General features: G+C 56.7%; 14 protein-coding genes. 9 read left to right on the forward strand and 5 right to left on the reverse strand.

Features of this window, described 5'->3' with window-relative positions; translation table 11 throughout:
- Positions 1 to 291: 291 nt before the first annotated feature.
- Entirely contained in the window at positions 292 to 1,800 is a 1,509-nt protein-coding gene (locus O2597_RS10385) for a sulfatase family protein (protein ID WP_269524575.1), read from the reverse strand.
- 8 nt (positions 1,801 to 1,808) lie between these two features.
- Complete coding sequence (locus O2597_RS10390; RefSeq protein ID WP_269524577.1) at positions 1,809 to 2,558, reverse strand: helix-turn-helix domain-containing protein; 750 nt, start codon at positions 2,556 to 2,558, stop codon at positions 1,809 to 1,811.
- Between the two features lie 158 nt (positions 2,559 to 2,716).
- On the opposite strand from O2597_RS10390, the gene O2597_RS10395 reads away from it, so the two are divergent.
- The 7 genes from O2597_RS10395 (at position 2,717) to O2597_RS10425 (ending at position 9,067) form a co-directional block, all read left to right on the forward strand.
- Positions 2,717 to 4,336, forward strand: a complete 1,620-nt coding sequence (locus tag O2597_RS10395) for an NAD(P)H-hydrate dehydratase (RefSeq protein ID WP_269524579.1) — start codon at positions 2,717 to 2,719, stop codon at positions 4,334 to 4,336.
- Between the two features lie 36 nt (positions 4,337 to 4,372).
- The gene (gene dprA, locus O2597_RS10400) at positions 4,373 to 5,491 is read left to right on the forward strand and encodes a DNA-processing protein DprA (protein WP_269524582.1); all 1,119 of its coding nucleotides are present in this window, start codon (positions 4,373 to 4,375) and stop codon (positions 5,489 to 5,491) included.
- A gap of 99 nt (positions 5,492 to 5,590) precedes the next feature.
- Complete coding sequence (locus O2597_RS10405; protein ID WP_269524584.1) at positions 5,591 to 5,971, forward strand: SpoIIAA family protein; 381 nt, start codon at positions 5,591 to 5,593, stop codon at positions 5,969 to 5,971.
- Positions 5,972 to 6,076: 105 nt separating this feature from the next.
- On the forward strand, positions 6,077 to 6,616 hold the full coding sequence (locus tag O2597_RS10410; RefSeq protein ID WP_269524586.1) for a hypothetical protein: 540 nt from the start codon (positions 6,077 to 6,079) through the stop codon (positions 6,614 to 6,616).
- A 100-nt stretch (positions 6,617 to 6,716) separates the two neighbouring features.
- Positions 6,717 to 7,037, forward strand: a complete 321-nt coding sequence (gene ppnP / locus O2597_RS10415; protein ID WP_269524587.1) for a pyrimidine/purine nucleoside phosphorylase — start codon at positions 6,717 to 6,719, stop codon at positions 7,035 to 7,037.
- 487 nt (positions 7,038 to 7,524) lie between these two features.
- Complete coding sequence (locus O2597_RS10420) at positions 7,525 to 8,304, forward strand: PEP-CTERM sorting domain-containing protein (RefSeq protein WP_269524588.1); 780 nt, start codon at positions 7,525 to 7,527, stop codon at positions 8,302 to 8,304.
- A 196-nt stretch (positions 8,305 to 8,500) separates the two neighbouring features.
- Positions 8,501 to 9,067, forward strand: a complete 567-nt coding sequence (locus O2597_RS10425; protein WP_269524589.1) for a DNA-3-methyladenine glycosylase I — start codon at positions 8,501 to 8,503, stop codon at positions 9,065 to 9,067.
- A 116-nt stretch (positions 9,068 to 9,183) separates the two neighbouring features.
- Here the strand turns inward: O2597_RS10425 and O2597_RS10430 are convergent, their stop codons facing one another.
- A complete protein-coding gene (locus O2597_RS10430) occupies positions 9,184 to 9,933 on the reverse strand; it encodes a winged helix-turn-helix transcriptional regulator (protein WP_269524590.1) in 750 nt (249 codons plus the stop codon).
- Positions 9,933 to 11,450 (reverse strand): sulfatase family protein, encoded by a 1,518-nt coding sequence (locus O2597_RS10435; RefSeq protein ID WP_269524592.1) that lies wholly within the window; start codon positions 11,448 to 11,450, stop codon positions 9,933 to 9,935. The genes O2597_RS10430 and O2597_RS10435 overlap by 1 nt, the downstream gene beginning before the upstream one ends.
- A 202-nt stretch (positions 11,451 to 11,652) precedes the next feature.
- On the opposite strand from O2597_RS10435, the gene O2597_RS10440 reads away from it, so the two are divergent.
- Entirely contained in the window at positions 11,653 to 13,359 is a 1,707-nt protein-coding gene (locus tag O2597_RS10440) for a SulP family inorganic anion transporter (protein ID WP_269524594.1), read from the forward strand.
- A gap of 18 nt (positions 13,360 to 13,377) precedes the next feature.
- Here the strand turns inward: O2597_RS10440 and can are convergent, their stop codons facing one another.
- The gene (gene can, locus O2597_RS10445) at positions 13,378 to 13,980 is read right to left on the reverse strand and encodes a carbonate dehydratase (RefSeq protein WP_269524595.1); all 603 of its coding nucleotides are present in this window, start codon (positions 13,978 to 13,980) and stop codon (positions 13,378 to 13,380) included.
- A gap of 109 nt (positions 13,981 to 14,089) precedes the next feature.
- On the opposite strand from can, the gene O2597_RS10450 reads away from it, so the two are divergent.
- Complete coding sequence (locus O2597_RS10450; protein WP_269524596.1) at positions 14,090 to 14,905, forward strand: ion transporter; 816 nt, start codon at positions 14,090 to 14,092, stop codon at positions 14,903 to 14,905.
- The last annotated feature ends 84 nt before the right edge of the window (positions 14,906 to 14,989 follow it).

Here is a 14,989-nt window from a genome sequence, read left to right on the forward strand (position 1 = left end):
CACCGTCCCGAATGTCACGAGCTTGAGAGTGTGCGCGGCGTCGAGCAAGCCAGAGGTGTCAGCCACTCTTGCCATTCGGGCTACCAGCTTGAACCTGGTGGGAAGCGGTATGAGGCATTTGGGCGCAACAACTCGCAGATGGCTTGAAGGATTCTACAAAAAGAGGCCGAACGCTTGGTTCGGCCTCTCTGGTATCCAGATGAATTTTACATTAGAGCATTCTGTATAAAATGGGCATATTGGTAGGGTTCGATATCCCTATCGAACCGCTCTACTTTCATGCAGAATGCTCTATTTCGCAAAGTGCTCGAGCTGCACCGCATACTTTTCGCGGAGTGCGTCGGCACCTTCCTTGCGGTCGGTGTCTTCGAGGTATTGCATGTAGCGATTGAAGCCTTCGATTCCCGGTTGGCCGGCGGTCAGTGAGGCGTGGAAGGGGCCGCCTTCGCGGATGACGGTCCAGAGTGGGTCGACGACGTCGTTGCCAGTGAGCGCCATCTTCTGCATCTGTGCATCATGCCAGCGGGAGAGTCGCCATTGGCCTTCGCGGCAGAGTGCGGGGTGGACGGTCGCCAGGTTGTGTTGCTCATGTGGATCACTTTCGAGATCGAAGAGCATCTCTTGTGGGAAGAGGTGGAAGCCGTCGTGGTAGGTGCGGGTGTAGAGCCAGTTGTCCCAGCGAACTGAGCGTTGGCAGACGTGACAGCATTGGCTGATGGTCACCTCATCCCGGCCGATGTCTTTCCCTTCGGTAATCGCCTCATCGTAGGATTCGCCGTCCCAGATAGCCCTTTTTTCTCCGCCGATCAGGTCCATGAGCGTGGGGGCGAGGTCGAGGTTGTAGTGGAACTTGGAGTTGTGGATACCTTTTGCTCCACCGGGATACTTGATGATGAGCGGCACGCGGCAGGTTGGGTCGTCGGCGGTGCCGTGTTCTCCGTAGAGACCCCATTCGCCGAGGTTTTCGCCGTGGTCGGCGGAAATGACGATCATGGTGTCGTCATAGACGCCGGCGGCTTTCAGGTCGGCGACGATTTTCGCGATCTGGTCGTCCACATAACGCACGCCCATGTCGTAGCCGTCGATCACATCCCGCACTTGCGAAGGTGTGGTTGCCTTGCCCGGGTGTTTCGGAAACCGATGATCCCCGTTGCCTGTATACATGTCGATTTCATGGGCGCCGTGGGGCCCGACTCGCTTGTTATTCTTCTCAATGACTTCATCGGTCAACCAGTCTGGCAGCGGATCGTCCTTGAAGGGGTTTTCGTAGTCGGCCGGTGTGCGGTAAGGCGTGTGCGGATCCCAGTAGTTGATGTGGAGATACCAGTTGTCCTTGGACGCGTTGTCGGCCATCCATTTGTCGACGACGGGTTGAACCACTTCGGCCGACTCCATGCCGCCTTGGCCGGTATTGTGAATTTCATTGAAGCCGGCATAGAAGTGCCATGCCGCATGACGTTGGCCGAAGGGACTGATCATGGCGGTATGGTAGCCGTTGATCTGCAATTGTCGGGCGAGGCCGAAATCATCGAAGTTGTCGCGAAATTTACGGTTGGGGCCCTGTATCTTGGGCTGGGCGGCGGTCCCGCCATGACCGACGACGCCGGTATGGATTCCGAAGCGGCCGGAGTAGAAGGCGGTGCGGGAAGGCAGGCAAGGAGCGTCCGGCGTGTAGCAGCGGTCGAAAATGATGCCTTCGCCGGCAATCTGGTCGATCGTCGGGCTTGTGTTGCGGTGATAGCCATAGCAGCCGAGGTGGTCGGGGCGCTGGCTGTCGATATCAATGTAGAGTATTCGCATGTTGGATCTTATTTCAGGGTTGCTTTGAGTTGCTTGAGATAATCGCGGCTAAGGTTCCGCGTGTTGAAATGGTAGACCTCTGCGAGTGCGAGCACGCCGAGGAATTGATGTTTGGCATCGAAGGCGGCAACGGCTGCGCGGCGGACGCCATTGGTGTTAAAGGCAAGATCGTGGGCCGTCTCAGTGTCGCGGGCATCTTTCAGAAAGGATTCGATGTCGGACGCGTTGAGATTCTCCAGAACTCCGTTGCTGGTGTAGGCTTGTGTAGACTCGACCTTGGGGGCATCGGGCGCGAAGGCCGCACCGAGTCGTGCAACCGCTTCGAACTCGGAGTCCCAGTCACGCAAAAAGCCGGGCTCCGCCTTTACGCAGAGTTCCCTATCGGGGTTTCGCTGGAGAATGAGATGCATGCCCGCTTCCGAAGGCTCGTACCATTCGATGGTCGAATCGGTCGTCTGGCATAGGGCTTCCATTTTCGGTTCCAGTGCCTGACGGAACTGGGCCATCGGATCGTCCAGGGGCAGGAGCTGGTAGAGCGACTCGTAGCGTTTGTCCGATGTTTTGCGGACGATCCCGATCTTGGCGAGGGTGTCCAAGAGGCGAAATACGGAAGCTTTCGGCAGCGACATTTCACTACTGAGTTGTTCCAAGTTTTGCGGCCCGTCTTGGGCCAATGTGCCCAGGATCGCGATACCGCGGCTCAGGGCGGGCGCACTGGTGTCAATCCGGGCGAGTTCTTGGGCAGAGTAGAATTTCATATATGAAATATAGTAACATATATGAAATATGGGTCAACGCAAGGGCTATAAGAGACAGGCGCGTTTCGATTTTGGGTCCTCTGTAAAAAATCCGTGTCAGGCGCGGATTTTTATTACAGCATGCGGTCAAACCCTATCCTATTTCTGCTCTAAAAATCATGACTGTATCGACTTGTGCCTATCCCGTATTGAATTGCTCGGCTGCGAGCGACTTGGAAGCAAAACTCTTACCCGACGAGTCGGCCCAATGGGGGGCGATGCAAGGAGCCGGTAAGGGAATTGCCGAGGCTGTTTTGCTGGATTTTGAGGAGTTGTGCTCGCCCCGGCAGCAATTGCGGGTTCTGGCTCTGGTGGGGAAGGGACATAATGGCGGGGACGCCTTGCTCGCCTGTGGGCAGATCCTGGCGGACTATCCCCGGGCAAGAGTGTCTGTTGTCATGTTGGCTGCACCTGAGGCGATGAAGCCGCTCGCGCTGAGGGCTTACAAGCAGGTGGAGGGGCGTGTGCAGTTGCACGTGTTGGATGGGGCCGAGTCTGAGGATGCAATCAAAGGCCTGCTGGAGCAGATGTCCGACGGTCGCGGTTTCGATCTCTGCCTCGACGGCTTGTTGGGCATGTCCTTTAAGGCACCCTTGCGCGAGAATGCTGCCAAGCTGATTCGTGCGGTGAATGCCTATGACGCGATCGACTTGCGTGCGGCGGTCGACTTACCGAGCGGTAAAGGTGATGCGTCGGACGACTGTTTTTTTCTGGCGGATTTTTGTTATGCCACCGGGGTGGCGAAGCATGTGATCTTTAGCGGCATGGCAGATTGCGGTCGTGTGCGTCTTGTGGATATCGGCTTCTTTGAGTGCAAGTGCGGGCAGCTGGAGCCTTGCGACTGTGCTTCCGGGACGGATGAGTTTATCCTGAATGAGGCGCTGCTGGCCCCGCTTCGTCGTTTACGTTCCGCCTCCGTGGACAAGCGCAGTTTCGGGCATCTTTTTGTGGTGGGCGGCTCGGCCTATATGCCGGGGGCTTTGTTGATGTCGGTGCAGGCTGCGGTGCGTTCGGGAGTGGGGCTGGTGACGGCTTTTGCGCCTGCATCGATCGCGGCCAGCCTCTCCGCCCAGGTGCCGGAAGCGATGTGGGTGCCCTGGCCGGAGACGGCCAACGGGACCTTGAACCCGAGAGCGCTCCCCTTGCTCTTGGATCGAGTCGACCGGGCGACGGCTATTCTGGTGGGCCCCGGCATGGGCAAGGACCGGAGCACGGAGATGGTCGCCCAGGAGATCGTGAAGCTGGTCGATGTGCCCGTCATTCTCGATGCGGATGCGCTACGTACCCGTGTGGTTGAGCAAGTGGTGAAACGCAAGTCGAGCATGGGCCCGGTCGTCTTGACTCCGCACATGGGGGAATACATGCGGACCGCGAAGTTGGCGGATCCGGATTACTCGACGGCCACGCTGAAGCAGTTCTGCCGGAGCTACAAGTTGATCACGGTACTGAAGGGGCCGATTACACGGATCAGCGACGGCGAGTCGGTGCTTTTCAATACACACGGAGGGCCGGTGCTCTCGCGCGGAGGGAGCGGGGATCTGTTGGGCGGCTTGATCGGAGGTAATCTGGCGCAGACCAACAAGAGTGTGCTCGATGCGGTTTCCCGTGGCGTATTGATGCATGGCTTGGCTGCCGAGCGACTGGCGCGCTTGCGGGGGCAAGTCGCGGTGCATACGACCCAGGTCCTGGACTGTCTGCCCGAAGTACTCAGGCAGTCGAGCCGCCGATGCTGTAAATAGGATTGTCTTTTATTTGTTAGGCTGGAGTATGCCGGCATGTCGGTCGACTTGACCTCCAGGCAAGCCTTGCTCGTATTGAACGGTATTCCCCGGGTGGGGCCGGTCATGCTGTGCCGGTTGCTGGATACCTTTGACGGGAATCCGGTTTCGATTTTGACGGCGAGGCCGTCCGCGCTGAAAGCGGTGGACGGGATCGGCGACAAAGTGGTGGAGGTGATCCGCAACTGGCAGTCGCATTTTGACCTGGCGCGAGAGGAGGCGCGGATGGCCGCTTCGGGTATTCGCTTCATCACGCGGGAGTGCTCCGGCTATCCGGAGATGCTGTGCGAGACTTATGATCCTCCGATCGGTTTGTACTGGAAAGGGGCCTACTTGGTGGATCGTCCCTGCGTGGCGATCGTCGGTACCCGGAGGGCCACTTTGTATGGGCATTCGGTGGCCAGGAAGTTTGCGGCGGAATTGGCGCGTCTCGGATTCTGCATTGTGAGCGGCATGGCGCGTGGAACCGATACCGCCGCGCATGAAGGCGCGCTCGATGCCGGCGGCAAAACCGTTGCGGTGATGGGCTGTGGCCTGGACATCGTCTATCCCCCGGAGAATATCGAGCTCTACAAGCGCATCGGGGAGGCGGGAGCCCTGGTCAGCGAATTTCCTTTTGGCCGTCGTGCGGACCGTCAGACCTTTCCCATGCGGAACCGTGTGGTCGCGGGAATGTGCGAAGCGGTCATCGTGGTCGAGAGCGACTTGGCAGGAGGGAGCATGATTACCGCCCGTTTTGCCGGAGAACAGGGCCGGACCCTGATGGCGGTTCCCGGTCGGATCGACCAAACTTGCAGTGCGGGTTGTCACCAATTGATTCGTGATGGGGCGATACTCGTGACTTCGGTGGACGATGTCCTGGAAGAGCTGCGCTACAGTCGTCCGCAGGAGCAAGAGTTGGATTTCGGGCAGTCCTCCGGGACAGGTGGCCGGGTCGATCTGTCCGATGCGGAGCGCGCCGTGCTTGTCTGTTTGGACGGCGGCGCCATTCTCTCCGCGGACGCGATCGCTTCGGAATGCGGCCTGCCCTTTGCCGAAGTGGCTGCGATCCTAATGGGGCTGGAGTTGAAACGGATCATCGTGAAGCGTTCGGACGGTTGTTTCGAGGCGCACTAATTATATATCAGCTGCACCATCTGCCCAAGAATTAGGAGAAGTGGTATCAGAGCGCTATCCTCGATTTGCGCTCTCGGCGGAATCCGTATATTGTAGCCTATGCACAAGATACTTCCGGAAACAGAGGGTGACTTTGTTGCCATCGAGGTGCTCGACAAACTGGAGGAGCTCGATTTCGAGATCCTGGCACCTTTGCTCCAGGCAAAGATCGAGGAATACAACAAGATCGCGCTCTTTGTGGAGATGAGGGATTTTCACGGTTGGACGTCCGGCGGGCTCTGGGCGGACACCAAGTTCGATCTGAAGCATCATGGGGACTTTTCCCGAATTGCCATGGTCGGCGACAAGAAATGGGAGGAGTGGATGGCCACGTTAACAAAACCCTTCACTTCGGCAGCGGTCCGTTACTTCGAAATCTCCGACCGCGAGATTGCCCTGCGTTGGGCGTCCGGGGGCAGGTTACATCCCGTGCATGCCTGACTCGCCTATCTGCAACATGCCATTGCACGACGATTGGATCTTAAAATGATCCTCTGATCGCCTTGGCTGCTTGCAATGTCGGCAGATGCGGCCACATCTACCCGCATGCAATACCGTTCGCTCGCGAAATGTCTCCTCTCTATCATGGCCGGGCTCGGCCTCTGTGCCGCTGCTTCGGCTTTGGACTTCGGGGGGCTTAAGGAAAAGGCCGGCTCGGTGGTGGCCGAGAATGGCGGTAGCTCGCTGCTCGGCATCGGGAATTCACTCTATTCCGTCTTCAAGGGGAATGAGATCGCCACCCAGTCTGCCAAGGGCCTGATGACGCAACTGAAAGAGGGACAGTACGGGAAGGTCTTCGATTACTATGACAAGATCCAGGGGCTCGATCTCAGCCCGGACCAGCTGTCCGCCTGGAATGATGCCAAGGGTGCAATCTCCTCTTATGTCCTGGAGGAAGGCTTCAGCTTCGACAAGGCCCTCGAGGGGCTGGCCGCAAAGGCGAGCGAGGCTCTGCAGTCGGGCGATACGTCTGCGGCGACCCGCTATCTCGGCAAGTTGAAGAGCGCTGCCACGCTGACGGATTCCCAGTCTACCTTGCTGTCTCAGATCCAGGCGCATGTGCAGCCCCTGCTGGGCGGGAGTTGATGCTTCGATCTGTCTGGCCGGATTCAGTCATGTTTCCAAGCCGGATAAATCCTAAAAATTGTCATTGCCTGTTTCCGCCGCTCTGGCAGAGCTGTCAGGCATGTCTGAATCCTTCGAAAACGTCACCATCATCAAAAAGGCCAATGTGTACTTCGGCGGCCAGGTTACCAGCCGTACCGTGGTATTTGCCGACGGCACGAAGAAGACCCTAGGCTTCATGCAGGCCGGTGACTATGAGTTCGGTACCGAAGCTCCCGAGTTGATGGAGATGCTGGGCGGCGAGATGGATGTGAAGCTGGCGGGTTCCGATGAATGGGTGACCTACGGCGCCGGCCAGTCTTTCAACGTGCCGGGCAATTCCAAGTTTGCGCTTAAGGTCAAAGAAGGTGGCGCCGATTACTGCTGCTCCTACCTTGGCTGAGTACACCGCGGTGCGGTATCAGGCACCTATGTGCTGCCCTGTGTGAATGGTAACTCGCGGCTATCAGTTTTAGCAGACAATACGATTCCTACGCTCGACTCTGTCAGCGTATCGAATTGATGCTTTGGTCTGGCTTAGGCAAGGTGTACTCCAGTTGATTGTCGGGGACTAGCGGGAATGGCACTACTATAAGCTTCTTATCGTAGTGGCGACTTCAGTCGCCATCGAGCCGAGGTGGCTTAGGATGCTGAATATGGCAGCTAAAGCAGCCACTACGAGCGACGCTATGTTGCAATAGGAACCCTTCAATTTGTCCTTAAAGTAGTGCCATTCGGGACTAGCGGTGGAGTGCCCTAAGGTACAAATGAATACGGCTAGCCAGATCTCCAGTTGTGCAATCTGTTGCGTCAAGGGTCCCTTGTCGGGTTGCGCATGCTGGGGTTAGTACTGTCCTCAATTAATCCTGACCTATTCAAACACAGTTCACATGAATCAGTATAAGTATTTATTCGCCGGTTTTCTTGCTCTTGGATGCCTCGCCGGAATGGCTCAGGCTGAGGATCTCTTCTCAGACGATTTTGAAAGTGGAAACCTGTCCAAGTGGAGCATCAACACGACGGATATATCCGTAACGTCGAGCAGTCTGCCTTTTGGAGCCTCCAACCAGTCCGTTTTCTATAACGATGATGGTACTGTTAATTCCGGCGGGGATTTCTTGTTCAAGGATCTCCCCGCGATCGACGGGATTGGTACGATCATGTCCTTCGACTACTATGAACCCGATGATGGAAATTCGGCGGACCTTAATCTCGGCTACACTGCAACCACTGATCTGAACAATATAGATACTGCCGGGTGGTGGTTGAAACTGAATGATGGAGCCATCACCTTTTTTTCAGGCGAGGTCGCGGCGGGGACTAAGACCTATTCTCTCGATACCGCTTATAGGGTCTATGTGGTGGTGAACGATACGGCTTCTGCCTTCAGCTATTCGGCTCCGGCGGGTGACGCTCAAAATATCGCCAGTGGAGAGTTTGATGTCTACTTTCAGGACCTTTCGACATTGACTGTGACCTATGCCGGAACCGGCGTCAATGATAACACCGATGCGGTGTCCCGCTTTGGTTTTCGGAATTTCAACACTGGCAACCAAGTTGTCTATTTGGACAATGTCGTGATTTCGACGATTCCGGAGCCTGCTCAGTTCGCCCTGCTCTTTGGCGGGTTGGCTCTGATCTTGGGTGTGATGCGCCGCCGGAAAGCCTAAGTCGGGTATTCCAGAAACAAACTTTCAAAAAGCTCCCGGAGGCATCTGGGAGCTTTTTTCTTGGGGCCTTGTAAGGAGACGACGTAGTGAAAGGGGCGGCTTGCCTGAAAGACGCCCCCCCGGGGGGCATTGAATCTTGCGCGGGCCCGCAAGCTTCCATCTTCTGCTCACTGTTTCTAAGCTTTCTTTATAAATCATGTGTGAACGTTGCGAATGGTGTCTGGGTTCCGACTTGTATCGTGAGTATCACGACAAGGAGTGGGGTGTCCCGTTGTGGGATGACCGGATGCTCTTTGAGTTTCTGATCCTTGAGGGGGCCCAAGCTGGCCTGAGCTGGATTACCATTCTGAACAAGCGGGCGCATTACCGTAAGGTTTACGACGGCTTTGATCCGGAGAAAATCGCGGCTTATGACGAGGCCAAGGTGGCCGAGTTGCTGGCGGATCCGGGGATTGTGCGTAACCGATTAAAAGTGGCCGCGTCTATCACGAATGCGCAGGCCTACCTCAAGCTTGTCGAACGCGAAGGCGCGTTTGCTCCCTGGATTTGGCAGTTCGTGGGCGGGCAAACAAAACAGAATGCCTGGCGCTCGCTCTCCGAAGTGCCTGCCAGCACGCCGGAGTCGGATGCGATGAGCAAAGCCCTTAAGAAGGAAGGTTTCCGCTTTGTTGGCAGCACGATCTGCTACGCCTTCATGCAGGCCACCGGGATGGTCAACGACCACGTGACCGGTTGTTTCCGGCACGGAGAGCTTGGATGCTAAAGAGCCGAGTCGAACCGTTAATCCGCCTTCGTTGACTACTGCGTGACATGTTGACGTGAATTGACGGTTTTAAAACAGGGCCGGATTAACTGCCGAATTTGGGGTCATGCTTCGTTTTACGAGATATGACATTCCTGCAGACGCTGCACGGTTTGATCTAGAAGTCGTCCCAGTTCGGCTTGCTTTGCCCGGCAGGCTTCCTGAGTCAGGCAGTAAAAGACGGCTCCGACCTTTGGTCCATGCTTAAAGGCACGTGCGATGCGACAGACGCCGGGGCGTTCGAGCGACTGGTCGATCAGGCATCCGTCTGCCTGTTTCATGGCGTTGAGAATCGAGGTGAAGGAATACTTTTCCGGAAAGCGGCTGGTTGCGCTCTGGAGACTGGCTTTCCGTTCGGCGGTCGGCAGCTCGGCCAGGACCGAGATGGCAGCTGCGTGGTCGGCTTCGAAATGCAGCAATCCACCGACGGATAGGATTTGTATGCCGTTGTTTTGCGTGCGGGACGCGATGGTTGTGAGACGTTGATCTTGTGAGAGCACGACGGCGGCGGACTCCTGTGCCTGTTCAACCAGGCGATCCACTTCTTGTTGGGCGAGTGTCGTGAGGTCCGGACTGCTTTGGCCCAAATAATTGCCCCAATTCCTCACTTCTTGCGTGATGCTGTAGCCTTGGTCGGGGGCGCGGTGAATATAGCCGTAGGTTTCGAGTGCTTTCAGAATGCGCGCGAGGGTGGAGTCCTGGATGCCGGGCAGTTTCGAGCGCAGCTCATTGTAGCGTAACGGGCCGCCCTCACGGATCAACTGATCGAGGATGTGGAGCCCCCGGTCGAGGGCGGGGAGTGCGTTTTTCGTAGAGTCGGCTGGCATCAGGCGGGGGCGATTCGTGGCATGGGAAGAACTTCTTTCGCCATTTCCGCCTGCAGGAAGCGTTGGAGCAACTTTGATTTGATGCCTGCGTAGTTGGGATCCTCAAAGTGGTTTTCGAACTCACCGGGGTCGTTCTTCAAGTCATAGAGCTCACCTTCCTCAAGGTTACGGAAAACGGTGATTTTATAGTCGGCCTCGATGTAGGTCTTATGTTCGCAGTAGCCGGGTTCGTGGTTGTTTTCCACGATGCACCAGTCGCGCAGCTTGTCTTTCTTTCCTGTCCAGACGGGAGTCTGGTCCAGACCGGTCATCTTTTGTGGCTTGTCGACTCCGATGGCGGCGAGGAAACTAACCGGCAGGTCGACCAGACTTTGGAGTGCATTGGTGCGCACGCCTTCCGGTACATGGCCGGGCCAGGATGCGATCATCGGGACCTTGACCCCGTCTTCGTAGTGGAAGGGGCCTTTGGCGATGAGTCCGTGCTGGCCGAAGTAGTGGCCATGGTCGGTGGTAAAGACGATTAGGGTGTTGTCGGTCAGCCCGAGCTCGTCGAGCTTGTCGAGCGTCTTGCCAATATAGTGGTCCATGCAGGAGACCATGCCGTAGTAGATCGCCATGTCCTTGCGCTTGTCGGCTTCCGGCCGGAGGTGGCTACTGACGCCGTGCATCCATTTGCCGCCTGCGAGGCCGTAGTCGGCCAGATCCGGATTTTCCATTTGGGTGATCTGGTGGAAAATCGTGTTCTGGTCGTGTTCGCCTTCGCGGCCTTCAGGCAAGGTCAGGGTGTCCGGATCATACATGTCGAGCCAGCGTTGGGGCACGATGTAGGGCGGGTGTGGGTCGAAGTAGCTCGACCATACAAAGAAGGGGGTTTCGCTCTTGGCGTAGTCTTCGAGGATCGCATTGGTGCGTTCGCTGATCCAGGTATTGTAGTGGTATTCTTCCGGAATGTTCCATGCCCCGTATTGTCCGTCGGCTGTGCCGGTCGGCTTTTGGTAGCATTTGCGCCAGTCCTTGAAGCCCTTTTCCTCCATCCAGATCGCGTAGTGCTGCCCGACGTGGGCTTCGTCTGTGTGGTTGCGGGCGAGCTCAAAGTGGTCAAAGCCGTAGAAGGGACCGTTGTAGTTGCGCCAGAATTCGAGATCCTGCAGGATGGGGTAGGCTTCGAGGGAAGGGCATTCGTCGGTCGACTTGAGTGGTTGGAAGTGGGCTTTGCCGATGAGGGCGCTCTTGTAGCCGGCCTCGCGCCAGTCATCGTTCATCGTGGGGACATGCTCGTCCAGTTTGGTGCCGAGCGTATAGGCACCGTGTTGGCTTGGATACATGCCGGTCAGGATGCTGGCCCGGGTCGGTGTGCAAGTCGGATTCGGGCAATAGGCACGGTCGAAGATCATGCCACGGGCGGCGAGACGGTCGAGATTCGGGGTCTTTATTTCCGGGTTGTTGTAGCCCATAGTCATCCAGTGCTGTTGATCACTGGTGATGAGCAGAATATTGGGGGAAGTTTGCTGCGACATACTTTCTTAAATGATAGTAACTAGTATTTATGCAAGTCAATTGACGTGGGTGATTTTTAGACGAATTGGACTTATGCTTTGGAGTAATTCATTTAATTTCAGGGGCTTGCACTTGAGAATAGGGTTGATTGTGCCGGTGGGCGTCCTCATAGCTAGTTGCCGTAGCGCCCCCTATTTGTGGGCGCTTTTTTCGTTTTTGCCAATGAAACTGCATGCATTCAAGCCGCGCTCCCTGGAACTCCTGACTCAACGCCGTCCGAAGTCGGCGTTGATGAATGACGTCACTGCGGGGGTAACGGTTGGTCTGATCGCCTTGCCACTGGCGCTTGCGCTGGGGATTGCGAGTGTGCCGCAGGGAGTGGAGACCCCATATCCCGCGCCGGCACTCGGTATCTTTACGGCCATTATCGCCGGCTTTCTGATTTCATTGCTGGGAGGGAGTCGTGTGCAGATCGGCGGGCCGACCGCGGCCTTCATTCCGATTGTCTTGCTGATTATCGAGGCGCACGGTTATGCCGGTTTGGTTTTGGCGACTATGATGGCGGGATTGATCCTGATTGTCATGGGCTTCGCCCGGCTGGGTACCTTGATCAAATTTATACCCTGGCCGGTGACTTCGGGCTTCACGACAGGGATCGCCATTGCGATCATGTCGACCCAGGTGGCGGACTTTACCGGATTGAAGGCAGAAACCGGAGCGCCCCGTGAGTTTCTTGAGAAATGCCTTTGGATCTTCGAACACATTTCGACGGTCGACCCGCTTACCATCGCATTTGGAATCGGCAGCTGTGCGATCATCTTCCTCTGGCCGCGATTCGGTTGGCGAAAGCTTCCGGGGTCGATTGTGGCGATGTTGCTGGCCACGGTCCTTGCCTTCGTCCTGCAACGCTTCGGCGGGATGGAGGTGGCCACGATCGGCTCGCGCTTCGGCGCTGCCGCGATTCCGAATCATTTGCCGGCCTTTGTCATCCCTGAATTTTCACTGGAGCTAATCCGTGATCTGATTGCGCCGGCTACGGCGATTGCGATCCTGTGTGCGATCGAATCACTGCTTTCGGCTGTGGTGGCCGATGGGCTTTCGGGCGACCGTCATGACAGCAACACCGAGTTGATCGCACAGGGGGTCGCGAACTTGACCTGCCCGTTCTTCGGTGGCTTGCCTGCGACCGGAGCGATTGCCCGGACATCAGCCAATGTGGGGAACGGCGGCAGCAGTCCATTGTCAGGCGTGGTGCATGCAGTGGTATTGCTCTGCATCGTTCTGATTTTCGCGTCCTTTGCCAGTTACATCCCGATGCCGACGATGGCGGCGGTTCTGGTCATGGTTGCCATACGGATGGGTGAATGGCATGAGTTGAAGCGGCTCGGGCAAATGCCCGCCAGTGACGCTCTGGTTCTTTTGACCACCATGCTGCTAACGGTGATCTTCGACCTGGTGGTCGCGGTGGAGGTCGGCATGGTCCTGGCCGCACTCTTGTTTATCCGCCGGATTTCAGAGACGACCGAGGTGAGTCAAGTGACGGAGAACGACGTGCTCGAGTCGCCCGAACAAATTGCCCAGGGAAAACGGATACCGGAGGGTGTCCTGGTGTACCGGATATTCGGGCCCTTCTTGTTTGGCGCCGCGGAAAAGATGGAAGATGTGCTGGAGGCGAATGCGGAATTTCCCAAGGTTTTAATCCTGCGCATGCATCTGGTGACTGCGATGGACATGACGGCCGAGCATGCCTTGGCCAGTGTGGTGGAGCGTCTGCAGAAGCATGGTTCGACCGTGATTATCAGTGGTATTCACCGGCAACCCTTGGGGCTGCTGAAGAAATCGGGCATGATCAAGAAGATCGGCATGGCCAACTTCTGTGGTCATTTTGACGAGGCCCTGCTGCGTGCGGAAAAGCTTTTGAAGCAATAGGGCAAGCTGGGGTGGGGGCTATTCCTTTGGCCCTGTAATTGCGTCACTCAAATTGCGGAGGCCGCCGTCCTTCAGGCTATAGATCCAGCTGTGGATGTGGATTTCCTGGCCTCTGGCCCAGGCTTCCAGCAGCACGGAAGTACGTTGCAGATTTTCGGCCTGGGCGATCACATTGAGTTCGCAGAGGCGGTCGAACCTGGCTTCCTCATCGAGCGGTTCCAGCTCGGCTGCCTGAAGCGTGGCGACATCCTGGATATGGCGGAGCCAGTTATCGATGAGACCGAAACGCTGCTTGCCCATTGCGGCCTTGATGCCTCCGCAGCCGTAGTGGCCGACGACCATGACGTGTTTCACCTCCAGCACGTCGACTGCATACTGCAGCACGGAGAGCATGTTCAGATCCGTGTGCACGACCATGTTGGCAATGTTCCGGTGGACGAAGACCTCGCCCGGCATCAGCCCGGCGATCTGGTTGGCCGGCACGCGGCTGTCCGAGCAGCCGATCCACATGAACTGCGGATTCTGTTGCTTGGCCAGCTTTTCAAAAAAGTCCGGGTCTTCGGCGCGGATTTCGTTGGCCCATTTACGGTTGTTCTCAAAGATTTCAGGTAGTGTCTTCATTTCGGTTAGTCGCTGTCAGTATTTGAGGAATCAAAGTGTGTGCAAGTATTCCCTTCAATCTTGGCGGCCTACGCTTGCCATCTCTCGCTGCCCGCCTTCTATCGTAAGCATGTCCGGTCAGTTCCGTAGCGAGTGCCGTCGCATCATATTCCAATCCAGCCACTGGGACGAGAAGCTCTTTGATGTGGCCCTGATCTTGTCGATTGTGGTGAGCGTTATCGTGGTCATGTTGGAGAGTGTTCCGGGGATCAATGGAGATGTGCGCCGTTGGCTGTATGCCTTGGAATGGTTCATCACCGGGATGTTCACGGTGGAGTATGCACTCCGTCTCTATGTCTCGGAGAAGCCTCTGAAATATGCGCACAGTTTTTTCGGGGTGGTGGACCTTTTGGCCATCCTGCCGGCTTACATCGACCTGCTGGTTCCGGGGGCGCACTACCTCATGCTTTTGCGGGTGCTTCGGGTCTTACGGATCTTCCGGGTGTTGAAATTGGCCAAATATATCGGAGAGGCGAACATATTGATGCGCGCCATGCGGGCCAGCGCCCGGAAGATCGCCGTCTTCATCTTCGCCGTGATCACCCTTGTTTTGATTCTTGGTTCGCTGATGTACTTGATCGAGGGGGCGGAGCATGGCTTCACCAGTATTCCCAAGAGCGTGTACTGGGCGATCGTGACACTGACCACGGTGGGCTATGGCGATATCTCGCCGCAGACGCCGCTCGGGCAGTTTGTGGCCTCGCTGATCATGATTACCGGATACGGCATCATTGCCGTGCCGACCGCGATCGTGACCTCCGAGATGACGCGTCCCAGTGAGGCGAGCACGTCCTCCCCGGACCGGATTTGCCCGGCCTGTGGTTGGGAAAATCACGATCCCGACGCGACCTACTGTAAGGTTTGCGGGGACAAGTTGGTGAAGTGACAGTAACCGTCGATTCTAATTGAATCGAGCCTCCCAGCGGTAGACCTTTGGGTCCATGTTGCGTTCTATATTATTCTGTTTCTT

The organism is Coraliomargarita parva, assembly GCF_027257905.1.
Classification (GTDB): domain Bacteria; phylum Verrucomicrobiota; class Verrucomicrobiia; order Opitutales; family Coraliomargaritaceae; genus Coraliomargarita_A; species Coraliomargarita_A parva.